Raw genomic sequence first — 23,082 nt, forward strand, 5'->3', positions numbered from 1 at the left:
CAGGCCTGTTCAACAATTTCCATTACCGGGTTTATGAAATAATCATTACATACTACATGCCTGCCCATTAAATTGTTCCTGTTAAAAATGGTGAAGCCTCTCGGTTACCGCTAGTAACTTAATAAGTAGTCATCTGGAATACTTTTTGAACTATATACATGATGTATTTAAACACTGGTAACTGATCCTGATATTTCTCATAATCTACTGTATAAATACCATCTTCATTGCTCCAAATTCGATTGAAATAGTGATCAACTGACTCTATGAGCTTACTTTCTGTCGGTGCTATGATTTTCATTCCTTCTTCTAGATTATAATCATCGAGATTTCGCGATGTAAAATTGCTTGAACCACCTATGACAACTGACTCCTGTTGACCTTTTATATAAATCAGTTTTGAATGATATTGCTCTTTGTTAGTAGCATACCAACGAATGGTAATATTTTCATAATCAAGATTTTGAAGTTCTGCTGCAATAGGCAGGTTCGGCAAACCGATTTTTTCTTGTCCAAAAGCATTTTGATTTGGATCTAATACAATGTTGATTGTAACTCCTCGTTTTGCAGCATCCTCAATACCTTTAATAATATCTCTATCAGCCAAATAAAACATGCCGATCCAAACCTTATCTTCTTTTTTAGCTTTATTCAACGCATTTACAACATGGGTTTGAACCTTTCTTTCTGTAAGAATTTGAGCATGCAATGATAATCCTTTTTCTAATGAAGAAGGTGTAATTTGCTCATTTAACTCAACCTTTGAAGGAAATGCGTTTAAGTCCCCACCTGAAAATGCAGCTATTGCTTTTTCAGCTCTCACCATATCTTTTAGGATAGCTCCTTTTACTCTAAATCCTATATTGGAATGAAACCCGCTGGCATCATGTGGATTCGCAGATAAAATCAAACCGGCATCTTCGGTGATGACCACTTTTCTATGGTTTGCTTTAATATTCAATAATTTCAAATAAGAACGTGCTGTCACTTCTGGTGCAGACTTTTCCATTGGATTTGGGAGCCAACCGTTTCCATCCTGTCCAAACCACTTAATTGTCGCTCTCCAAAATCCAGAATATAAAAGATTAGGATCCCGTAATCGGTCCAAGTTCGTATAAACAACTTCCACACCAAGATCCTCCAATGGATCGATTTGCTTGGCCTCGTGAGATCCATATGTAGTATTAATTTGATCGGTAATAAAAACTACCTTTAAATCAGGGTACTTCTCTTTTTGTTTTTCAATCGATTTCGTTAATCTTTCACTTAGCTTTGGATACGAACGTTTGCCATCTGTATACCCATTAACTAAGAAAAGATCGAGTATTAGAAAATGCTCCGCCTCCTGAATTGTTTTAAATACCTCGTCAAAAATAGAGTGATCATACACTTCTTCCCCATCCTTTTGATACGTGAGGTCATATAAAAAATCAATATCTTGATCTGATATTGTATGGACCTGACTTTGATAGGAAAGTCCTGATGGAAGGGGCTTCACTCTGTGATAAAACATGGTTGCTGATAAAATTATGATTATAATGGCACTAATTATCCATTTTTTCTTCTTCTTCATTTGATTCCCTCATTTAGTTTTTTCTCTTTATATACCCTTTTTTGAGGGTGGGAAATCCTGTGCTATCTAAAATGTTTCACGTGGAACGAAATTAATGATAATGAACATATGAAATTATGGAACTATACAACCTTAATGTGAAGTTCTTCACATTGATTTATCCTACTAATGTGTTAACCGTTGAAGGAATCATATTCTAGAATTGTTTTGATTTATAACTAGAAAAATTCACATAATCCTTACTATAATAGATTTGAAACAAAATAACAGGAAAGGAAGTGAATGAAGTATGATCTACAAAAATCGAAGAAAATCACTTGAATTACTGGCTCTTGAATATTTAGACAAGCGAATGAGTTTAACAGACAAAAGTAAACTCCATTATTTAAATCTCCTAAAAGGATATGAGGGGGAAACACTATTTGATGAGTATTTAGAAAAGCTAAAATCCGAATGTTATATTCTAAATGATTTACTTCTTAATTTCAACAACACCTTGTTCCAAATCGATTCCCTACTTATTTTTCCTGAGATGATTTATATTTATGAGGTAAAGAACTATCAAGGAAATTTTTGTTACGACTCTGATAGACTTTATAAACAACCCAAATCAGAAGTTAATAATCCACTAACTCAACTAAATAGAACTGAATCACTGTTACGTCAGTTACTTCAGAGTCTGGGATTTCATCTATCTGTAGAAGCCTCAGTTGTCTTCATTCATCCCGAATTCACCTTATATCAAGCACCTCTTAACAAACCGTTTATTTATCCATCTCAACTTAATCAATACTTTAAGAAACTCAATAAATTTACCTCTTTAAAATTAGACCAAAAGCATTTGAAGCTAGCTGATAAGTTGCTATCACTTCATATTAATGACTCTCCTTTTACTCTCTTACCTGCCTATGAATATAACCAATTAAGAAAAGGAATAACATGTATATCTTGTAACTCATTTTCTCTTCTATTAGCGGAAGAACTTGTTTGTGCAAAGAATGTGGGCAGGAAGAAACTGTTGCAACTGCCATTATACGATGTTTGGATGAATTTAGGGTTCTTTTTCCTGATAAGAAAATTACAACAAATGTTATACACGATTGGTGCAAAATAATAGATTCCAAAAAGAGAATTTATAGGGTACTAAGAGGAAACCTACAAATAAGAGGAAATCAACAATGGTCTTTTTATGAGTAACTTACTATAGTATTTTAAAAATTTTGTCCTTCATTAACAGTGAGGGACTTTTCTTTTGAATTTTACTGATTCTTTCTCTTTACTTTACTTTGATAGACTCTTTCCTTTGATTTCGCTCTCCCTATTGTCCTTCATCACTACTATGAAAGACTTTTCACCTTATTTCGCTCTCCCTTTTGTCTTTCATCACTACTATGAAAGACATTCCCCTGCTTTTCGCTCTCCCTTTTGTCTTTCATCACCACTATGAAAGACATTTCCCCTTATTTTGCTCTCTTCTTTGTCTTTCATCACCACTATGAAAGACATTTCCCCTTATTTTGCTCTCTTCTTTGTCTTTCATCACCACTATGAAAGACATTTCCCCTTATTTTGCTCTTCTTTGTCTTTCATCACCACTATGAAAGACATTCCCCTGCTTTTCGCTCTCCCTTTTGTCTTTCATCACTACTATGTAAGACATTCCCCTTATTTTGCTCTCTTCTTTGTCTTTCATCACCACTATGAAAGACATTCCCCTGCTTTTCGCTCTCCCTTTTGTCTTTCATCACCACTATGAAAGACATTTCCCCTTATTTTGCTCTCTTCTGTCTTTCATCACTACTATGAAAGACATTCCCCTGCTTTTCGCTCTCCCTTTTGTCTTTCTTCACTACGAAAGACTTCCCCTGAATATTACTCACTCTTTTATTCCACATAACCACGATGAAAATTTTTTTATCCAAAAAAAACAGCAATCTTATCCATACAAGATTGCTGTTCCTTAAACTTCTGTTCCAAAGATTATTGAATCCCACAGCCCTACAAACTCTCAATTAACTCCATTCTTTCGTGACGAATAGTTTTTACCTCACCTTTTCTCGCCTCAAACTGTTTCGTTAAATTCGATAAAATTTCACTAACCTTTGTGAGTTGGCTTTTTGTTTGTTCTAAAGAGTCGTTAATCTTTCCTTGAACCATCATATCTACGAGGAAGCCATCAAAAAAGAAATCGGCAAATTTAAGCATGCCTGAGATATCAATTTCGAGATGTGCTTCTTCTTGTATGTCTAGTAGTTCTTTTTGAAAATACCGCATACTTGTTTGAGCTTTATGGATGTTGGCTTCAGCTTCATCCAGGTGTTGGTGTTTTACAAAACTAGAGATTGACCCACCGCCGAACATATCAAATGTTCCCCAGTTACTTGCTTTTTCTAAAGAAGTTTTAGCTTCCGAAAGATCATGTTTTACGCGTTTTCCAGCAACTATAGCTTCTTCTAACTCTCGTATATAGGCTGTAAGAATCCCCTCTTGTTCACTCAGTTCAAACATTTTATCTGCATGAGGGGAATGACTTGCTTTAATCATTTTCTCTTTCTCAGAAAGAAGTTGCTTGTATCTAGATTCTATGTTGTCTAACATATGTAATTTAGTTTTCAGATCAAGAATAGCCTTATTTATTTCCGATTTTGTTTTGTTTGCTTCTTCCAGTTTATGCTTAGCAGCAATCAGTTCCTGCTTTTCCCTTGAAAGTTTTTCATCCTTTGTTCCGGATAATAAAGCAAAAAAATATTTCAGAGTCATTTTTTCAAGCTGAGTAACATCTTTTTCTTCTGATTTGTAGACAATTTGCAGCTGGGCAATTCTCTCCTCAACCACTTTATATTCTTTTTGGAAATCCTCTATTTGAGCTTCAAATTTTTGTTTTTTACGTAAATCTCCTTTTATCTCAATTAACTTATTATTTATCTCTGAAAACATCTTATTCCTCCTACTTTTTTCCTTTTGTCTATTTTACGAAATACTTTGGAAAAAGTTTCACCTTCAATTATAGTAGCAATCCTTGTTTAAGTTATTTGATTTTGGGAATTCTAGTGATGTTACAAATCCTTATCGGTCATTTAAATTTCGTTGATAACACGATTTCAAGGATGACAACTGTTTTCTCATTTAGAGTGAGAAATACAAGTGAATTCCAAGGCTTAACTAAGGATATACTCTTCTACTATTTACAATTTGAATTATGATACCTCTTGCAATATAACAAAGAAAACACTTACATTATTTTTTATTAAAAAGATATAATCGTTTCACTTGACTAAAAGCAAATTCTATTTGATAATTTATATAAAATTAGAACAATTATTGAAAGTATTTAATAGTTGTTCAAACACATTTAGGAGGAATATTAACATGTCATTAATTGGTACTGAAGTAAAACCTTTCGCAGCAAAAGCATTCAAAGATGGTGAATTCATCGATGTAACAAACGAAAGCCTAAAAGGTCAATGGAGCGTATTCTGCTTCTATCCAGCAGATTTCACTTTCGTATGCCCAACTGAGCTTGAAGATTTACAAAACGAATATGAAAACTTAAAAGCTCTTGGAGTTGAAGTTTACTCTGTTTCTACTGATACTCACTTCACACATAAAGGTTGGCACGATAGCTCAGAAAAAATCGGTAAAATCAAATATGCAATGATCGGTGATCCATCTCAAGTGGTTTCTCGTAACTTTGAAGTGTTAAATGAAGAAGAAGGTCTTGCTGACCGTGGTACTTTCATCATTGATCCAGATGGCGTTATCCAAACTGTTGAAATTAACGCTGGAGGCATCGGTCGTGATGCAAGCACACTTATTAACAAAGTTAAAGCGGCTCAATATGTTCGCAACAATCCAGGTGAAGTTTGCCCAGCTAAATGGGAAGAAGGTTCTGAAACACTTAAGCCAAGCCTTGACCTTGTTGGAAAACTTTAAGGAGTGTCATAATAAATGGTGCTTGATGCAGAAATTAAAGCTCAATTAGAGCAATACCTTCAATTACTTGAAGGTAATATCGTATTAAAGGTTAGTGCTGGTAATGATAAAATATCAACTGACATGATGGAGCTAGTGAATGAGCTAGCTTCCATGTCCTCAAAAATTACAGTTGAGAAAGCAGAATTAACCAGAACACCTAGCTTTAGTGTAAATCGTGTTGGTGAAGAGACAGGAGTTACATTTGCCGGTATTCCTCTTGGTCACGAATTTACTTCACTAGTTTTAGCTCTCTTGCAAGTTAGTGGTAGACCTCCAAAAATTGATCAAAGTGTAATTGATCAAATTAAGGGTATTAGTGGTGAACATCACTTTGAAACATATGTAAGTTTAAGCTGTCACAACTGTCCTGATGTTGTACAGGCTCTTAATATCATGAGTGTATTAAACCCTAATATCACACATACGATGATTGATGGTGCTGCCTTTAAAGAGGAAGTTGAATACAAAAATGTGATGTCTGTACCTGCTGTTTACTTAAATGCAGAATTTTTAGGTGGCGGCCGTATGACACTGGAAGAAATCCTTGCTAAAATCGGTACTGCACCTGATGCATCAGAGTTTGAGAACAAAGAGCCTTATGATGTTTTAGTTGTTGGTGGCGGTCCTGCTGGTTCAAGTGCAGCTATTTACGCAGCACGTAAAGGGATCCGTACAGGTATCGTTGCTGAACGCTTTGGCGGTCAAGTTCTAGACACAATGAGCATTGAGAACTTCATCAGCGTAAAAAGCACTGAAGGTCCTAAGCTTGTAGCAAGTCTTGAAGAACATGTTAAGGAATACGGCATCGATGTCATGAATTTACAACGTGCTAAAGGAATTGAAAAGAAAGATCTTTTTGAACTTGAGCTTGAGAACGGCGCTGTATTAAAAAGTAAAAGTGTAATAGTTTCTACAGGTGCTCGCTGGCGTAATGTTGGTGTACCTGGTGAACAGGAATTCAAAAACAAAGGTGTTGCTTACTGCCCTCACTGTGATGGTCCTTTATTTGAAGGTAGAGATGTTGCTGTTATTGGTGGCGGAAACTCAGGTATTGAGGCAGCAATTGACCTTGCAGGAATTGTAAACCATGTTACTGTTCTTGAATTCATGCCTGAACTAAAAGCTGATGATGTCCTACAAAAACGTTTATACAGCCTTCCAAATGTAACTGTTCTAAAGAATGTGCAAACGAAAGAAATTACAGGCACAGACAGTGTGAACGGTATTACGTACATTGATCGTGAAACAGGTGAAGAAGGACATGTTGAACTACAAGGTGTCTTTGTTCAAATCGGGCTTGTTCCAAACACTGATTGGTTAGAAGGTATTGTGGAACGTAACCGTATGGGTGAAATCATTGTCGATAAACATGGTGCTACAACTGTACCTGGTTTATTCGCTGCAGGTGATTGTACGGACAGTGCATATAACCAAATTATCATTTCAATGGGATCTGGAGCTACCGCAGCATTAGGTGCTTTTGATTACCTTATTAGAAACTAAGCTCGTTAAAGTGAAAGCCGCTCTTACATCATGCATGTAAAGCGGCTTTATGATTGTTCTTTATTTCTAATACCATCCATCACAAAACGAACTGCATCTTCGATTTCTTCTTCAGTAATAGAATAATCATTTAATAATACTAAGCGGGAAGCTAAAAACCCCGCAATAAATGTTAACACCATTTTTACGATACGGTCTGTTGGTATATCTACAAATTCACCACGGTCTTTAAATATATCCAAAGCTTTATTTACACGTATGATAAAGTTCTCTGATAAAAGGGGCAATAAATTACTTTTTAATTCTTCATTATATAAAATTTCCTTTATAACAACCTTAGCAATCTCTTTATTTTCGAAAAAGAAATTGATTCTGTTTTTTAGAAAGGCTTTAAGGAATTCCTCAAATGTATGAACATTCGAAGACATAATTTCATTAAACACTTCCTCTGCCATGATCGGAAAGGATTCTTTAAAAAAAGGAAGAATCACAGAAAGTAATAAATTATCTTTTGTTCCATAATGTCTAAAAATTGTTCCTTCTGCGACTCCAGCAGCTTTGGCGATTTCACTAGTAGATGTATTGGCATAACCTTTTTCAGCAAAAATAGTAATGGCTGCTTCGACAATTTTCTGTTGTTTTTCCGTTTGCTTCTTCGATAATTTTGCTTGAGCAATTAATGCATCCAACAACTTACTTTCAGACACTTACCACACGCCCCTTCATTACCCACTATTATAGCTTACGGTACTTTTTCAGAGCAAATAAATTCAAGATGATAAAGATTATGGCAAAAGCAGCTAAGGCGTAGAGGTCTCCACGTATACCTGCAAATCCTAAACCCTTATACATAACACCCTTCAAGGCATCTGCTGCATAATACAATGGCATGATCTTTGCGATGGCTTGCAACCAATTGGCCATCCCTTCCAATGGTATAATTCCTGAAAAGAAAATCTGTGGTACTACTGCTACAGGTATAAACTGAACCATTTGAAATTCTGACGATGCGAACGATGATAGAAGAATCCCTAAGGATAATGCAACTAAAGCAAGGAGTAAATTAATTAAAATGACATTCCAAATTGAACCGACAAGAACCATATCTAATACATTTATAGAATAAAAAACAATCACAACCGTTTGAAGAATAGCAAATACTCCAAAGCCGATTAAGTAAGCCGTTATAATTTCCCCTCTCCTAATAGGTGTTGCCATTAATCTTTCTAAAGTACCTGTTGTTCGTTCTTTTAATAATCCGATACCGGAGATTAAAAACACAAAAAAGAAGACAAAAAAGCCGATTAGAATAGGACTAAGCACATCAAAAAATTCTGTGTCGCTATCTCCATATACATATTCAATTTCTAACGGATCTTCTGAAGGCATCTCTAGCTTCATATTACTTTTCATCATCGATTGTGATAATAACTGTTTATTCGTTATCTGTTTTATTTTCATTTGCAAGCCTTGTGCTAAATTAGGGTCACTATTTAATAACGTCAATTTCCATTCATCATCTTCTACTTTTAAATACCCATCTAAATCTTGTTCTGCGATTACTTCTTCTATATTAGACGTTTTTTCGAATTCCTCTACTAAAATATTTGCCTCTTCAAACTGCTCAATTAATTGGTCACTAGCATTCTCTACACCTAATATCGGGTCTATATTTTCTCCATTAAATACTAGGTACATGAGAGTTAAGATAAGTAAAGGGGCTATAAATAAAAGCGCTAAAGTTCGTTTATCTCTAAGCATTTGCTGAAATATTCGTCTAACTAATGCAGTTATTCTCATCATTTTTTCCTCCCTGCGTTTAAGAATACTTCATCAAAATTGCTTGCCTTGTATTGCTCTTTTAGTTTTTGTGGTGTCCCACTAGTGATGATCGCCCCATCTCTAACCATTGCAATGTAATCACATCTTTCCGCTTCATCCATAACATGCGTAGTGACAATAATCGTTTTCCCTTCTTGCTCCTTTAATCGGATGAGCTCCTTCCAAATACTAAATCTCAGCTCAGGATCAATCCCAACGGTTGGTTCATCTAAGATAAGTATTTGAGGATCTTGAATTAATGCGATGGCAAGAGATAATCGCCGTTTCATTCCACCTGAATATGCCAAAACTTTTTTGGAAAGATGTTCTGTGAGGTTAACTAAATTAGCCGTGTAAGTCATTCGCTCCTTTATTTCAGCTTTATTTAACTTATAAAGGGAAGCAAAAAATACGAGGTTTTCTTTACCTGTCAATTCTGCATAGAGTGCATCTGATTGAGCCATATACCCAATTTCTTGCAGCAGCCTCAAATTAGGTACTTTCTCATTAAGAACATGAATAGCCCCACGATCTGGTTTATCCATCCCTACAATCATTTTTACTAAGGTTGTTTTTCCTGCACCTGAAGGACCAATAAAACCGTAGATGGATCCTTCTTTAATACTTAAATCAATATCATTTAGTACGACCTTATTTCCAAAACGTTTACTTACCTTCTGAATTGAGATAGTTTCCTTCATGTTAACCTCCTACAAATAAATGAGTAATTACTCACTTTTTATAACACGATCATTTTTGTCCTGTCAATAATAAAATGAGTGTTTACTCACTTTTTTACATAGCATATTTATAATAATTTCTGGAATGAATTTGTCTTTTAACGATAAAAATCGCTTACCTTTATTGGAAAGCGACTTTTTTGTTTAAAAGTATATTATGCTTGTTATTAGCATACAAGGATAAATAAAATCGGGACAGGTTAGCTGTCCCGATTTTTCATTTTACTTAATTCACTATATTGCTAGTTGTTACTGGGACAAGGTTCCTGTCCCCTCGTTCCAATACTTTTCCAGACAGACCAAGAGTCTGAGCTGTTGAAGTGTGGACTTGGTGGAGAAGTGCCGGATTTTCTAGTAGGGATTTGCCGTAAGATGGAATCATTTGTTTGATTTTTGGTTCCCATTCATTGATATGTTCAGGGAAGCATTTTGTAAGAACTTCAAGCATGACGTGAACGGCAGTTGAGGCACCTGGAGATGCTCCGAGTAGTGCTGCAATTGAGCCGTCTGATGCACTAACAACTTCTGTACCAAATTGCAGTGTTCCTTTGCCTCCTGCTTCAGTATCTTTGATTACCTGTACACGTTGTCCGGCTACAACTAAATCCCAGTCTTCACTTTTGGCATTTGGAATAAATTCGCGTAATTCTTCCATTCGCTGCTCTTTTGATAACATCACTTGCTGAATCAGATACTTTGTTAATGACATGTTTTTTGCACCTGCTGCTAACATGGTTAAAAGATTATCTGGTTTAACAGATGTGATTAAGTCAAACATGGATCCATTTTTCAGGAACTTTGGTGTAAAGCCTGCAAATGGTCCAAATAGTAGCGACTTTTTATTGTCAATAAATCGAGTGTCGAGATGGGGCACAGACATTGGCGGCGCACCAACCTTAGCTTTCCCGTATACCTTTGCATGGTGCTGTGCGACAACATCAGGATTATTACATACCATAAATAGGCCACTCACCGGAAATCCTCCAATATGCTTGCCTTCAGGAATTCCTGTTTTTTGCAGTAAGTGCAGGCTGCCTCCTCCGCCTCCAATAAAGACAAATTTTGCAGTATGATACTCAACAATACCGCTATCCAGATTCTGCACTTTCAGTTCCCATAATCCTTCACTTGTTCGTTTGATATCTTGAACACTATGTTTATAGTTTATATCAACATTTTTTCTCTCTAAGTGGTCAAATAACATGCGTGTTAATGCACCAAAGTTGACATCCGTCCCCGAGTCAATTTTGGTTGCGGCTATAGGTTCATCTGTGGAACGGTCTTGCATAATTAGCGGTATCCATTCCATTAGTTTTTTTGGATCATCGGAAAATTCCATCCCTTGAAAAAGCGGGTTTTTTGATAGCGCTTCAAATCGCCTTTTTAAAAACGATACATTTTGTTCTCCTTGAACTAAACTCATATGTGGCAATGACATGATAAAATCCTCTGGATTTTGAATCAGCTTGCTTTTGACAAGATAAGACCAAAATTGCATTGAAACCTGAAACTGTTCATTAATATTTATTGCTTTACTTATATCTACAGAACCATCCGGCTTTTCAACCGTGTAATTAAGCTCACAAAGTGCTGCATGCCCTGTTCCTGCATTATTCCATTCATTGGAGCTTTCCTCTCCTGCTTTTGAAAGCTTTTCGAATACAGTTATTTCCCAATCCGGTATTAATTCTTTCAAAAGTGTCCCCAAGGTCGCACTCATCATACCGGCACCAATTAAGATTACGTCTGTTTTTTTCTGTATGCTGCCCATTATAACCTTCCTTATCCCCTATATTTGTAAGAAAACCCGGCTTATTGCCAAGCCTTAATCTCGTCTGATACTACCAACTGTAAAATTTACTGCGTTGTGATCGTACATAAGGAGGAGATCCTGCTTAGAAGTTACAGAAAGCAAGGAACACCTTTAGAAAAATCCTTTTCTGTCTTACCTATAATTATACTACTAATTTATCTATTTTTTGATTAAAATTTCTACCATTATCTGATTATTATAAACTATTTAACGCTTCCAAAAAAGGATGAACTCCTTTAAGTAAAAAACAAAACCCAGCTTCCATAAAGTTATTGCATATATTTTCCACATAAGGTATTATATATCTAAATGATATATATCTTCTTGATAGGTGAGAAAATAATGAAAAATTATAACAATACAACATACGCAATTTTAGGAATTTTAACAACAGAATGCAATTCAGGTTATTCCATTAAACAATTTATTGATGAGAGCTTAAATCACTTTTGGAAAGTTAGTTATGGTCAAATTTACCCAACACTGAAATTTATTGTTCAAGAAGGATTAGCTGAAGTTCAATCATCTTCTTCTGCAGGTAAGCCAGACCGAAATGAATACAAACTGACTCCAAAAGGAGTAGAAACATTAAAAAAATGGTTAGAGGAACCAATCGACCAACTACCTGTTGAAAGAAATGAACTTTTATTAAAGCTGTTTTTTGGACACTATCAATCACATGAACAAACGATCTCTCTCCTTCAACATTACAAACAAGGATTACATCACCGGTACCAAACCTATGAATCAATTGAGCAAGCTATTTTACAGCATCAACATCACGATAAAAATTCTATGTATTGGTTATTCACTTTAGATTATGGAAAAAGAATAACGAAAGCTGCAATCGAATGGTGTGAGTGTACTCTTCAAAAGTATGTTTCAATTAAGGAGGATTAAAACTTGGCCAAAAAACTTTTTACTGGACGTTTTACGACTGTAAATGAAGAGGATATTGTTGTCTTTATTATTGGAATGAGGGTAAATAATCGACTCGCAGTACACAAGTGGTTACCAGTCTTTCAAGCAATGCCGGGAATGATTAAGGAGCTTTATACAAACAAAGAAGACCTTGGCTTTTTATCAATGGAAAGCTATTTTGGTTTAAGAACGACCGTCATGATTCAATACTGGCGTTCATTAGATGATCTGCTTGCTTATGCGAAATTTGAAAAACATTTAACTGCATGGAAGAATTTTAATCAAAGGGTTGGAGCGAATCGTGCAGTTGGAATTTACCACGAAACCTATCAGGTAAAAAAGGGGAATTATGAATCTTTCTATGGAAATATGCCCTATTATGGGTTAGGTAAAGCGTTAAAGCATATTCCAGTTGAAACTAAGCATGAATCAGCCCGCAAACGCCTCAAGTTAGAATAGTTGAATTTATAATAAGCACCTTAAATCAGTTTGTTAAGGTGCTTTTATCATTTCTCCCTTTTCACCGTTGAAGACATTCACTTGATTACGTCCTTCGCCTTTTGCTCTGTATAATGCTTTATCAGCATGATTTAAAAGCTGATATAGTGTTTCCTCTCTCTCTACTGATGCTTCGGCTACACCACTGCTTAACGTAACATATATATCGCCCTCATCGCTTCTTAGAGGCTGTGTTTCTACATATCTACGTAACTTATTCGCTATCTCTTCTCCCTCTATAGCTGTACAGCCATTTAAGCCAAGAACAAATTCCTCTCCGCCATAACGAGCAAATAACGCATCCTCGTTTAACTGAGTTTGGCAAGCTTTTACGACATGCTTTAGCAATTGATCTCCAATATGATGTCCATACGTATCGTTCACTTTTTTAAAATAATCAATATCAATCAATATCATTGTAAATGGTATTGATCTCTTCTTTGCATCAGCAAATTCCTGCTCACTTTTTTGAAAAAATGCCCGGCGGTTGTAAATTTGGGTAAGCTCATCATAATAAGCTAATTGCTCTAATTTAACTTGTAATCTTTTAAGCTCTGTTATATCAGTAAAAATAATTAATAAACCCTTTTCATGCTTTGCATACTGTAATGAGGAACGTCTTACCTGATAAATTCGATCAGAAGCTAGGTGTATTTCCTGGGTAAAGGTAGAAGTTCCCTCTATTTTAGTAGGAAATGGGCTTCCTGATAATTGAAGCCAAACCTTTTCAAACTCCATTCCGAGCATGGATGTATGGATAGTAGGAAACATACTTTTACATGATTGGTTAAATTCAATTAATCGATAGAATTCATCCAACACAATCACCCCATCATTGATACTATTGAATATAGTAGTCTTGGCAATAGGTGTAAGAGTAAACAAACGTGAGGTATTAATCGACCACAAATATAAAAGTGAGGATAGCCATAAAACCATTGGTACTGGATCAACTCCTGGAGGTGTTAATCCAATTAAATAGATAAAAGCAGTCAGCATCGGTACTAATTGTCCGAACATTAACGCAGTTAATTGCGGGCGATATATCTTTTCCGTTTCTTTCCAACGGGAAAGAAGCAGCAAAAACGCAACAAACATACAGGAAAATGTAAAAATACCATGCACAACATACCATATTCCTATCTCCTGATGAATAAAAGGGGCACCTAAGATTGGATCAACCTCAAACACTCTATAATGGAGATGATGGAGATCATTTGTAGCTACCATAATAAGGCTAATAACCGGTATAGTAAAAAGGATCATAATCCTACTAGGCGTTGTTTTTATTCCTAAATATTTCATAATAAACAGCAATCCCAGTAGTGGTGAAAACGGCATTCCGATATATAAAATAATTGTCCAAAACTTTACTTGCTCAAGATTTGTTGCTATTAAACTGAATGCAGAAGCAAAGCAATAAATGGTAATTGCAATCATATAGTAAATAAAAACACGAGCAATATTTGAATATTGATGACGTCTTAAAAAAACCGATGAGCATAAATACAAATTCAGTACGCCTGATGTGCAAATAAGTGTAATATAAGCTGTCAGTTGAGAATTCACGATATGATACCTCTTTTGGATAACAATGTTTACACTAAATGTAGCATATGCCTTGTTAAAAATTATTTGTTGTTATATTTTTTTGACCTTTAACTAACTCACCCATAACCCAGTTTGTTCTCGCACCAGTTACACCGGTACTTGGACATCGATTGTTACCTCCAGTTAATTCATCAACAATTGTTTCAAGAAGAGGTTGGTGGACATGTTGAGGTCGCTCAAAACTCCATTCTTTTTTTCCATCAGCGGTAGTTAAAACAACTGGATCATCGCCGAAGGTGGAAAAGGTAATCTTTCCTTTACTGCCAATGATTTCATTCACATCCACATTTTCAAAAGCTGAAAAACACCAACTTCCAATTCCATGGATCCCTGACTCAAACTGATAGGTTCCTGTCACGATGTCTTCTGCTCGATATAAGCCTGCTTGATTAGAAGCAATACCATTTGCTTCCTTTATAGGACCAAGTAAAAAATCTAAAATATCAAGTGTATGGCTGGCTAAATCAAAAAACAATCCCCCTCCGGACAACTCAGGCTGAACCCTCCACGGGAGATTTTCCGGGTTCATCACATCTTCCCTTGCTCTTTGATACTGTGTCGTTGATACAAAACGAATATCTCCAATTATGTTACTTTCCAATACCTCTTTTATTTTAATAAATCGGGGCTGTGCCCTACGGTAGTAAGCAACATATAAAGGTACACGCGCTGCTTTACAGGCAACAATCATGTCATTGCATTCAGCCCAATTGAGTGCCATCGGCTTTTCTACATATACAGGTTTACCTGCCTTTGCAGCTTTCAGGGTATACTCCTTATGAGAACCCGGTGGTGTTGCAATATAAACTGCGTCAACATTCGGATCATTGATTAGTGCGTCAGCATCATCGTACCAGTTGGAAACATGGTGTCTTTTTGCATAGTCCTCTGCCAGTTTCCCAGTTCTTCGCATAACAGCTACCAATTCCGAATTTTTTATTTTTTGGAATGCCGGTCCACTTTTTACTTCCGTTACATTCCCGCATCCAATCATGCCCCAGCGAACTTTTTCTAATTTCATAAAAATGGCCTCCTCTTTACTCAGCACGTATTTTATTCTTATAACGATCTGTCCATATAAGGTCGTCCATAAGTAAAGGTAGCATATGCTTGCCACCCCTTCTACTATATATTTTCCTATAGCAAAAAAAACTTCCCAAACCTACTTAATTGGGAAGTTTCCTTTTATCATTATGCCGATTGAGAAGAACTATTGTAGACATTGGTATCCAAATCTTTTGTTGCCTTACTCGTAATAACACCAGCTGTCATACTTCCGCTAACATTTAGTGCTGTACGTCCCATATCAATTAGCGGCTCAACAGATATAAGAAGACCAGCTAAACCAACTGGTAAATTCAATGCTGAAAGAACAAGCAAAGCAGCAAATGTAGCACCGCCTCCTACTCCAGCAACACCAAATGAGCTAATTGCTACAACGGCAACTAGTGTTAACAGGAATGAAGGGGTTAATGGATCTATTCCTACCGTAGGAGCAATCATAACGGCTAACATGGCCGGGTAAATACCGGCACAACCATTTTGCCCAATTGATAAGCCGAAGGATCCCGCAAAATTAGCTACGCCTTCAGGTACTCCCAAGTCCTTCGTTTGTGCTTTTATATTTAAAGGTAATGCTCCGGCACTTGTTCTTGAAGTGAATGCAAATGCAAGTACTGGAAAAGCCTTCTTCACATAAGTCACAGGATTTAAACCCGCTATTGCTAAAATAAGTAAATGAATAATAAACATAACAATTAAGGCAGCATAAGATGCCAAAACAAATTTACCCAGCTTCCAGATTGCTTGGTAATCACTTGTTGCTGTTACTTTTGTCATTAATGCCAAGACGCCATAAGGAGTTAGCCTTAAAATTAAGGTGACAACGCGCATTATCAATTTATAAAAAGTCTCTACAATATCTGCAAATTTTTCAGCATATACCGGTTCCTTACGTCTTATTCCTAAAAAGGCAATACCGAGAATAGCAGCAAAAATAACGACAGATATAGTTGATGTTGGATTTGCTCCTGTTAAATCCAAGAATGGATTAGTAGGAATTAATGAAACAATTTGTTGAGGTATCGTCATATCTTGAACAGAAACAACTTGCTCCTCTAATTGAGCTGCTCTGCCTAGTTCTGCTTCTCCTTGATCAATTTGTACAGCTTCCAAATTGAAGAGTATGGCTGAAGCAATTCCTACAGCAGCAGCAATAGCTGTTGTACCAACTAATGTTCCCAAGATCCATCCGCTAACTTTTCCAAGATTGTTTTCCATCTTTAATTTTGTAAAAGCAGAAAGAATAGATATGAAAACCAAAGGCATGACAATCATTTTTAAGAAGCTAACATACCCGCTTCCAACTATATTGAACCAATCAATCGATGTTAAAACAGCTTCCGATTCCATCCCATAGGCAAACTGTAGTCCCAAACCAAACAGGACACCTAACCCCAGACCTGTAAATACTCTTTTCGAAAAAGAGAGATGCTTTTTCTGCATAGTATATAAACCAAAAATAAGTAATAACATGATAATAATATTTAAAATAACGAATATATACATTTCTTCACTTCCTTTTTTAATATAACAATAGAGATCTTATCACCATAATTCCTATATGTAAAGTAGGAAATACTGAGATTGGCACATAATAAAGAATTTATTCGAGTTATCCTTCCTTCATTACCCGATTGCCTTTATAAATATTCTTCGGGAAGAGTAAATTTAAAAAACTCAGCCTTATTTATGAGCTATTTGATAATCTGTATGAAGAAACAAGCAAGAAAAATAAATCGAAACCTACGATTGAAAAAGATTGGATCAAAAGCGGCTAGGATTTTATTGATATGTATTATATTATAGTGAAGGAATCTCTGTCATTGATGTAGCAAAATACGTGGGTATTAATCGAACTCATTTTTAAAATGTTTTCACAAAAAAAAAGGGATAAGTCCAACCAACTATATCCAATGAAATGTAATGGAAAAAGCTGCATTAATTTTTAGAAGATCATACAAATAGTATGACAGAAATTGCTTTATCCCTTTACTATTCAGATGTATATTCATTTTCAAGATCATTCAAAAACTACTATGGTATCTCTCCATCTGCTTATCGTGAAGAGAGAGTAAGGATGGAATTGCTTTCTATGCTTACTCTTTAATCTAGCTATAGATACCAGTGTTTCTTTTGTAACTACCTACTAAAAGTCCTTTCATGCTGAAGCAGCCATTCTTTTCTCCATAGCCCGCCTGCATACCCTGTTAATTTTCCATTTGAACCAATAATTCTGTGACATGGAATCACGATACTTAACTTATTTTTGCCATTTGCACTTCCGACAGCTCTGATTGCTTTTTCATTGCCAATCGAAACCGCAATATCTTTATAAGTTCCTGTTTTAGCATAAGGGATTTCTTTTAGTGCGTTCCATACTGTTTTTTGAAAATCTGTTCCCTCATATAAATAGGGGAAGGTAAATTCACACCGCTTACCTTGAAAATACTCATTAAGTTCATTGAAGCAATGCTTTAAACTCTTTGGCGTTTCTACATTATTGAAATTCACTATTTCTTCCCGGTTAGAAAACATGATTGAACAGATAGCTTCTTCTGTTCCAACTATTTCTAGAATACCTATCGGTGACTTATAATCTAATTTATGCAATCTACTCCTCATATAAGGACCTCCATAAATAAAAGGTAGCATACGCTTGCCAACCTCTCCAATTTAATGACAACTCTTCGATTTCCAAAATTGTCGGTTTACGCTCAAGTCCCAATTGAAGCTTTAATGCATTATGAAGACCTACATCTGCCTTCGGAAATGCAGAGGAATGATGTAAGCATTTCATCATCACATAATCTGCTGTCCAAGCTCCAACACCTTTAATTGCCACCAAAGATTCCTTTACCTGCTGATAGTTCTGTTGCTTGAGTAAAGCTTCTTTGGTTACTTGACCACTTGCCATCGATTTAGCAACACCAATAATATATTCTGCCTTCCTCGAAGTAAACTGAAGCTTTCTTAAATCCTCTATATTTAGATTAGCTATTGTTTCACACTCTGGAAATGACCAGAATGTCGTTCCTTCGAAAGTAACGCATTCTCCATAGTGTTCAACAAAACGTCTCTTTAATATATAAGCAAAGGTTAAATTGATTTGTTGTCCTATAATAGCCCAAGTCAAAGCCTCAAATAAATCTGGAATACATATAATCCGTAAACCATGATACTTACTAGAAATTTTCTGTAAGACCTTATCTTTATCAGCAATTTCGTAAAAATTCTCCAACTCTGTATTCAAATCAAACCATTCCCATATATAGGCTGCAGCTTTTTCACGGACACTTAGAGTTGGGCTACTAATTGGGAATTCTATTCGAATTGAATGTGAGGTTTTCCCTATTTTTAATAGAACCAATTCTCCATCTATTTTTATCAGTTTATATACATAGCCATCTCTTATTTGATGTAATACTTCATGTACAGACCTTCCTAAAAACACTAAACACTCTTTAAAATTGAATTTCAAAGGTGGGTAAATTTCAATAAATGAACCTTGATCACTCCAACTCATTGCTGCTTCTCTTTTCTTATCAGGATTCGATATTCACTTGGAGAACAATTTTTCAACCGACGAAATACTTTATAAAAATTTGAGGGACTTTGAAATCCAACCTCATAGCAAATCTCAAGATTTGTTCGATTTGTATTTTTTAAAAGATATGTCGCTTTATCAACTCGTATCTTTTCTAAATAGGTACGAGGAGTTTCTAAAGTTTCCTTTTTAAATAGCCGCTCAAGATAAAAGGTACTTACACCTACATGTTTCGCAACATCCTGTAATTCAAGCTTGTGGTTATATTGATTTACTAAGAAAGCAATGACCTTTCTGACGAGTTCAATATTCGGTGAATGTTCAGACTCTGGCTGACATCTTTTGCAAGCACGATAGCCAGCCTTTTCAACTTCCTTGATATCATAAAAGAATTCCACATTTATTTTCTTGGGCTTCTTTGATCTACAGGAAGGACGGCAGTAGATTTTGGTTGTTTTCACTGCCGTAAAAAAGAGCCCATCATACTTACTGTCACAGTCAATAATTTTCTCCCACATTTCTTCAAAAGAAAGCTTTACACTGGCTACCACTTACTCTCCATCCTTCCTCGTTTAGTTTCTCTTAAAGTATCCTATACTCTTGTTCTTATCTCCCATAGTTTAACACGTAATTCTTTAAACTTATGACGGGTATTATTTAATAAAAAAATAGAACACATCACAAGAATTCCATCGTTGTTGGACCCATTTTAACAGGTAAGCTATTTTCATTTCGTCCTCATTCTTGCTCTTATGGTCCATATTAGAAAAACACGATATACTACCACACAAATAGCGAAAGTCGATGTCTTTTTTATACTTTAATCCCTTGTAAAATTAAAGTATAAAAAAGAGAAATCAAAAGAGCACCTTTCATCGAAAGGGGCCCTTTTGATCATTATCAGCTTATAGCAGATGAAGGAACTTTACTTTTCCTTCCTTTTTGTTCTGTATGAATACATCATAAATATTAATATAAACCATAACGGTGTCAGCAACAATGCAGAACGTGTTTCATTTGCAAACAACATAATAATAAGAATCATAGCAAACAACGTTAGAACGACATAATTAACAAACGGCGTAAACGGTGCTTTAAACGTTGACTCAGCATGTAATTGCGGACATGTTTTTTTATACTTTAGATGACAAACAATAATTACACCCCAAACCCAAATAAAACAAATAGCACTTATCGTTGATACAATTCCAAAGGCTTGTGCTGGAATAAGTTTGCTCAAAAGTGCTCCCACTGATACGACAAGTGTGGATATGAACAATGCGTTACCAGGAACATGGTTTTTATTTAGTTTTGCTAAGTTAGATGGCGCCTGTTCACTCCTGCTTAAATTATATAGAATCCTGCTTGTCGAAAACATCCCGCTGTTGCAGGCAGAAGCAGCTGACGTTAACACAACAAAATTAATAATACCGGCAGCAATTGGAATTCCAATTAAGCTAAATGTTTTTACAAATGGACTTTCCTCCGCATTCAATTCGGTCCATGGGTTAATGCATAATAGAACAATAATGGAGCCAATGTAGAAAAATAGTATTCTTAAAGGAATCTTATTAATAGCCGATGGAATATTTTTTCTTGGATTGGCTGTTTCCGCTGCTGATACACCCACTAACTCTACACCAACAAAAGCAAATAAAACCATTTGAAAGGAAAGTAAGAAACCTGAAATACCATTTGGAAAGATCCCACCGTGTTCCCATAGATTTCTGATTGTAACCGTCCCTGCATCGGTCTTAAAACCTATCACAAGTAAAATAATCCCAACACCAATTAATAAAAGAATTGTAATGACCTTTATTAAAGCAAACCAAAACTCTAATTCTCCAAAAAGCTTAACCGTTAATAGATTGAAACCTAATAAAATAATCAAACAGATAATGGCAGGAACCCATTGTGGTATATCAAACCAATACTGCACATATACACCAACAGCAATAATATCTGCCATTGCGATCATAATCCAACAAAACCAATATGTCCAACCAGTCACGAACGCTATTCTAGGTCCAAGATAGTCTTGGGCAATATCTGTAAACGATTGATAACCAGCTTTAGATAACAAAAGTTCTCCCAGTGCTCTCATAATAAAAAATACAGCAATACCCACCGTTAAATAAGCAAAGATAATAGATGGACCTGCCAGTTGGATTGCTTTACCGGATCCTAAGAATAATCCGGTACCAATAGTGCCTCCAATGGCAATTAATTGAACATGTCGGTTGGCTAAATCTCTCTTTAATTCTTGTTGTGCCAAATCTACTCCTCCTTAAAATTTGCCACAATCTCTTGTGTGACACAATGAGCAGCATAAACATAATCCATCAAAAAAAGAGATTGGATATCATCCAAATCTCCTGGTCATAAGAATATTAAATAGTATTTGTTGTACTAGTAACATGATTAGTTTAACAAATAGGTATTTTATACTCTTCTGTCCTTTTGCCTGAGATTATGAATCCTTCGGCGCTGCGGAATGCCGCAGTCTCTCCAGAAGCTGCTCCTGCTATAGTTTCATCCATAGCGATCATAGCTCAATTATAGTTTTAACATAAAATTATTTTCAAATAATTTATAATTGTAATCTTCTTCATATGCCTTGTCAATAAAAAATAAAAATAGAGGCTCAAAAAGCCTCCATTTTCCATCTAAATGAAACAAGTTACTATAGCTGTTCACCATTTGTTTCAATCACTTTTTTAGATTAAACAGGACTGTATTATGAAATTCTTGCTCCATTCCTAACGAATTCATCTGGTTTTAAAAGAACTACATCTCCTTCTTCCGGAACCCCTCCTAGTACCAGTACCTCAGATTTAAATCCTGCAATTCGCATTGGTGGGAAATTAACTACTCCTACCACTTGCCGTCCGCAAAGTTGTTCAGGATTATATCTATGTGTAATTTGAGCGGAAGATTGCTTTATTCCAATCTCCTCTCCAAAATCAATTTCCAGTTTTATTGCAGGTTTTTTTGCTTCAGGAAAAGGTTTTGCACTTATGATTGTACCAACACGAATATCCAGTTTTAAAAAGTCTTCAAGATTTGCCATAATGCTTTAACCACCTTTTACAATTTTATTTCCTTCTTAAGCTACTCTGTGTTTTTTGCTGCTACCAGAACTCTTGGAAGATTCAATTATTATTCTGTTCTCTAGGCATCAAGATGAAGGCTCTTAATTATCACCGTATAAAAAAGGATAAAAAGAATATATAAACTTATCATAGAAAATTGCCTTGAAATTTTCTTTACCAAGTTTAATAACCTTTTTATCCTGAATGAAGGATTCTATATTTTTGTGGAGATATGCCTTCAGCATTTACAAACCATCTTGAAAAAGAGGAAGAATTCTCAAAACCTAACTCCTCACTAATCTTTGACATCGACCATCCTGTAGAATTTAATAAATGTTTAGCCTCTTTCAGACGAAGTTCAGATATATATACTTTTAAGCTTTTTCCAGTCTTTTTCTTAAACCATGCCGAATAATATATTGGATGGTAATGCTCTATTTTTGCTAAAGTTTCTAATTTTATTGTCTCCTTATAATGCTTATGAATATATTCAATTGAAGCAGGCCTAGAGATATGAAGTTTGCTAGTGACATATCGGGTTAGATCTACTAAAGAGGAGATATCTTGCTGGCATTTTGCTTCTTCCAATAGTAAATAGCGGATTGAAGCCCACTGTTTATCTACCTGTAAATACATACTGCTTGTATCATCTGGTAAATATTGTATCGGAATGTCTAGGATTAAAAATTCATTCCTATCTACCGATCGAAAGTTATGACCAAATCTCGGGGGAAGATATAAACAGTAATCCGGGTTGAGATTTATCTCTTGCCACTCAGTCTGTATGTCTAAGGAGCCTTGTAATGGAAAAAGAAATTGACCAAACTCATGTTGATGAGATTTATATTCCCTAGAATAAGACCTTTTTTCACACGTTATTTGGTTAACACTTTCCATTTACCTGCCTCCTTAAGCTTTGTTTAGTATCT

At 35.5% G+C, this 23,082-nt stretch carries 21 protein-coding genes, 1 pseudogene and 1 riboswitch; of the genes and pseudogenes, 6 read left to right on the forward strand and 16 right to left on the reverse strand.

The annotated features are described in order from the left end of the window. Positions 1–118 precede the first annotated feature (118 nt). Positions 119–1,573: a phospholipase D family protein gene (locus LC095_RS10265; protein ID WP_226528107.1), complete on the reverse strand. Its 1,455-nt coding sequence runs from the start codon at positions 1,571–1,573 to the stop codon at positions 119–121. 289 nt (positions 1,574–1,862) lie between these two features. Here LC095_RS10265 and LC095_RS10270 point away from each other — a divergent pair, with 289 nt between their 5' ends. Then, positions 1,863–2,687 (forward strand): nuclease-related domain-containing protein, encoded by an 825-nt coding sequence (locus tag LC095_RS10270; RefSeq protein WP_319005790.1) that lies wholly within the window; start codon positions 1,863–1,865, stop codon positions 2,685–2,687. A gap of 450 nt (positions 2,688–3,137) precedes the next feature. Here the strand turns inward: LC095_RS10270 and LC095_RS26795 are convergent, their stop codons facing one another. Then, the gene (locus LC095_RS26795; RefSeq protein WP_264195994.1) at positions 3,138–3,266 is read right to left on the reverse strand and encodes a hypothetical protein; all 129 of its coding nucleotides are present in this window, start codon (positions 3,264–3,266) and stop codon (positions 3,138–3,140) included. 305 nt (positions 3,267–3,571) lie between these two features. Continuing rightward, positions 3,572–4,510 (reverse strand): coiled-coil domain-containing protein 22, encoded by a 939-nt coding sequence (locus LC095_RS10275; RefSeq protein WP_226528108.1) that lies wholly within the window; start codon positions 4,508–4,510, stop codon positions 3,572–3,574. Positions 4,511–4,942: 432 nt separating this feature from the next. Here LC095_RS10275 and ahpC point away from each other — a divergent pair, with 432 nt between their 5' ends. Further along, complete coding sequence (gene ahpC, locus LC095_RS10280) at positions 4,943–5,506, forward strand: alkyl hydroperoxide reductase subunit C (RefSeq protein ID WP_026562954.1); 564 nt, start codon at positions 4,943–4,945, stop codon at positions 5,504–5,506. Between the two features lie 15 nt (positions 5,507–5,521). After that, positions 5,522–7,051, forward strand: coding sequence for an alkyl hydroperoxide reductase subunit F (gene ahpF / locus LC095_RS10285; protein ID WP_226528109.1), 1,530 nt, complete (start codon positions 5,522–5,524; stop codon positions 7,049–7,051). A 47-nt stretch (positions 7,052–7,098) separates the two neighbouring features. On the opposite strand, the gene LC095_RS10290 is transcribed toward ahpF, so the two are convergent. The 4 genes from LC095_RS10290 to LC095_RS10305 form a co-directional block, all read right to left on the reverse strand. Further along, a complete protein-coding gene (locus tag LC095_RS10290; protein WP_226528110.1) occupies positions 7,099–7,758 on the reverse strand; it encodes a TetR/AcrR family transcriptional regulator in 660 nt (219 codons plus the stop codon). A 28-nt stretch (positions 7,759–7,786) separates the two neighbouring features. Continuing rightward, entirely contained in the window at positions 7,787–8,851 is a 1,065-nt protein-coding gene (locus tag LC095_RS10295; RefSeq protein ID WP_226528111.1) for an ABC transporter permease, read from the reverse strand. Next, on the reverse strand, positions 8,851–9,573 hold the full coding sequence (locus LC095_RS10300; RefSeq protein ID WP_226528112.1) for an ABC transporter ATP-binding protein: 723 nt from the start codon (positions 9,571–9,573) through the stop codon (positions 8,851–8,853). Before LC095_RS10300 ends, LC095_RS10295 begins: the two co-directional genes overlap by 1 nt. 265 nt (positions 9,574–9,838) lie before the next feature. Next, positions 9,839–11,383 carry a malate:quinone oxidoreductase gene (locus LC095_RS10305; RefSeq protein WP_226528113.1) on the reverse strand — a complete coding sequence of 515 codons (1,545 nt, stop codon included), beginning with the start codon at positions 11,381–11,383 and terminating at the stop codon, positions 9,839–9,841. 384 nt (positions 11,384–11,767) lie between these two features. Here LC095_RS10305 and LC095_RS10310 point away from each other — a divergent pair, with 384 nt between their 5' ends. After that, positions 11,768–12,325 (forward strand): PadR family transcriptional regulator, encoded by a 558-nt coding sequence (locus LC095_RS10310; protein WP_226528114.1) that lies wholly within the window; start codon positions 11,768–11,770, stop codon positions 12,323–12,325. Between the two features lie 3 nt (positions 12,326–12,328). After that, a complete protein-coding gene (locus LC095_RS10315) occupies positions 12,329–12,805 on the forward strand; it encodes a DUF4188 domain-containing protein (RefSeq protein ID WP_226528115.1) in 477 nt (158 codons plus the stop codon). Positions 12,806–12,838: 33 nt separating this feature from the next. On the opposite strand, the gene LC095_RS10320 is transcribed toward LC095_RS10315, so the two are convergent. The 3 genes from LC095_RS10320 to LC095_RS10330 form a co-directional block, all read right to left on the reverse strand. After that, complete coding sequence (locus tag LC095_RS10320) at positions 12,839–14,413, reverse strand: histidine kinase N-terminal 7TM domain-containing protein (protein ID WP_226528116.1); 1,575 nt, start codon at positions 14,411–14,413, stop codon at positions 12,839–12,841. A gap of 55 nt (positions 14,414–14,468) precedes the next feature. Further along, positions 14,469–15,476 (reverse strand): Gfo/Idh/MocA family protein, encoded by a 1,008-nt coding sequence (locus LC095_RS10325; RefSeq protein WP_226528117.1) that lies wholly within the window; start codon positions 15,474–15,476, stop codon positions 14,469–14,471. 170 nt (positions 15,477–15,646) lie between these two features. Continuing rightward, a complete protein-coding gene (locus LC095_RS10330) occupies positions 15,647–17,023 on the reverse strand; it encodes an L-cystine transporter (RefSeq protein ID WP_226528118.1) in 1,377 nt (458 codons plus the stop codon). Between the two features lie 454 nt (positions 17,024–17,477). Here LC095_RS10330 and LC095_RS27240 point away from each other — a divergent pair. Continuing rightward, a pseudogene (locus LC095_RS27240) lies at positions 17,478–17,624 on the forward strand (AraC family transcriptional regulator); the annotation flags it as partial. Positions 17,625–17,656: 32 nt separating this feature from the next. On the opposite strand, the gene LC095_RS10340 reads toward LC095_RS27240, so the two are convergent. The 6 genes from LC095_RS10340 to LC095_RS10365 form a co-directional block, all read right to left on the reverse strand. Continuing rightward, entirely contained in the window at positions 17,657–18,139 is a 483-nt protein-coding gene (locus LC095_RS10340) for a methylated-DNA--[protein]-cysteine S-methyltransferase (protein WP_226528120.1), read from the reverse strand. After that, a complete protein-coding gene (locus LC095_RS10345) occupies positions 18,129–19,040 on the reverse strand; it encodes a DNA-3-methyladenine glycosylase family protein (RefSeq protein ID WP_226528121.1) in 912 nt (303 codons plus the stop codon). The genes LC095_RS10340 and LC095_RS10345 overlap by 11 nt, the downstream gene beginning before the upstream one ends. Further along, on the reverse strand, positions 19,037–19,579 hold the full coding sequence (locus LC095_RS10350) for an Ada metal-binding domain-containing protein (RefSeq protein ID WP_264196001.1): 543 nt from the start codon (positions 19,577–19,579) through the stop codon (positions 19,037–19,039). The genes LC095_RS10345 and LC095_RS10350 overlap by 4 nt, the downstream gene beginning before the upstream one ends. A gap of 407 nt (positions 19,580–19,986) precedes the next feature. Beyond that, positions 19,987–21,336, reverse strand: coding sequence for an amino acid permease (locus LC095_RS10355; RefSeq protein WP_226528123.1), 1,350 nt, complete (start codon positions 21,334–21,336; stop codon positions 19,987–19,989). A 167-nt stretch (positions 21,337–21,503) separates the two neighbouring features. Further along, a riboswitch (glycine riboswitch) is annotated at positions 21,504–21,583 on the reverse strand. 215 nt (positions 21,584–21,798) lie between these two features. Continuing rightward, entirely contained in the window at positions 21,799–22,131 is a 333-nt protein-coding gene (gene csaA, locus LC095_RS10360) for a chaperone CsaA (RefSeq protein ID WP_226528124.1), read from the reverse strand. Between the two features lie 217 nt (positions 22,132–22,348). Further along, on the reverse strand, positions 22,349–23,050 hold the full coding sequence (locus LC095_RS10365) for an AraC family transcriptional regulator (protein ID WP_226528125.1): 702 nt from the start codon (positions 23,048–23,050) through the stop codon (positions 22,349–22,351). Between the last annotated feature and the right edge of the window lie 32 nt (positions 23,051–23,082).

Origin of the sequence: Metabacillus niabensis (assembly GCF_020524345.1) — a bacterium.
GTDB lineage: Bacteria > Bacillota > Bacilli > Bacillales > Bacillaceae > Metabacillus > Metabacillus niabensis_B.

What these genes read in the sequence shown, in the direction of transcription:
- LC095_RS10265 (WP_226528107.1), bottom strand. Translation starts at nt 1,573, where the DNA reads ATGAAGAAGAAGAAAAAATGGATAATTAGTGCCATTATAATCATAATT.
- LC095_RS10270 (WP_319005790.1), top strand. Translation starts at nt 1,863, where the DNA reads ATGATCTACAAAAATCGAAGAAAATCACTTGAATTACTGGCTCTTGAA.
- LC095_RS26795 (WP_264195994.1), bottom strand. Translation starts at nt 3,266, where the DNA reads ATGAAAGACAAAGAAGAGAGCAAAATAAGGGGAATGTCTTACATAGTA.
- LC095_RS10275 (WP_226528108.1), bottom strand. Translation starts at nt 4,510, where the DNA reads ATGTTTTCAGAGATAAATAATAAGTTAATTGAGATAAAAGGAGATTTA.
- ahpC (WP_026562954.1), top strand. Translation starts at nt 4,943, where the DNA reads ATGTCATTAATTGGTACTGAAGTAAAACCTTTCGCAGCAAAAGCATTC.
- ahpF (WP_226528109.1), top strand. Translation starts at nt 5,522, where the DNA reads ATGGTGCTTGATGCAGAAATTAAAGCTCAATTAGAGCAATACCTTCAA.
- LC095_RS10295 (WP_226528111.1), bottom strand. Translation starts at nt 8,851, where the DNA reads ATGAGAATAACTGCATTAGTTAGACGAATATTTCAGCAAATGCTTAGA.
- LC095_RS10300 (WP_226528112.1), bottom strand. Translation starts at nt 9,573, where the DNA reads ATGAAGGAAACTATCTCAATTCAGAAGGTAAGTAAACGTTTTGGAAAT.
- LC095_RS10305 (WP_226528113.1), bottom strand. Translation starts at nt 11,383, where the DNA reads ATGGGCAGCATACAGAAAAAAACAGACGTAATCTTAATTGGTGCCGGT.
- LC095_RS10310 (WP_226528114.1), top strand. Translation starts at nt 11,768, where the DNA reads ATGAAAAATTATAACAATACAACATACGCAATTTTAGGAATTTTAACA.
- LC095_RS10325 (WP_226528117.1), bottom strand. Translation starts at nt 15,476, where the DNA reads ATGAAATTAGAAAAAGTTCGCTGGGGCATGATTGGATGCGGGAATGTA.
- LC095_RS10330 (WP_226528118.1), bottom strand. Translation starts at nt 17,023, where the DNA reads ATGTATATATTCGTTATTTTAAATATTATTATCATGTTATTACTTATT.
- LC095_RS10340 (WP_226528120.1), bottom strand. Translation starts at nt 18,139, where the DNA reads ATGAGGAGTAGATTGCATAAATTAGATTATAAGTCACCGATAGGTATT.
- LC095_RS10345 (WP_226528121.1), bottom strand. Translation starts at nt 19,040, where the DNA reads ATGAGTTGGAGTGATCAAGGTTCATTTATTGAAATTTACCCACCTTTG.
- LC095_RS10350 (WP_264196001.1), bottom strand. Translation starts at nt 19,579, where the DNA reads ATGTGGGAGAAAATTATTGACTGTGACAGTAAGTATGATGGGCTCTTT.
- csaA (WP_226528124.1), bottom strand. Translation starts at nt 22,131, where the DNA reads ATGGCAAATCTTGAAGACTTTTTAAAACTGGATATTCGTGTTGGTACA.
- LC095_RS10365 (WP_226528125.1), bottom strand. Translation starts at nt 23,050, where the DNA reads ATGGAAAGTGTTAACCAAATAACGTGTGAAAAAAGGTCTTATTCTAGG.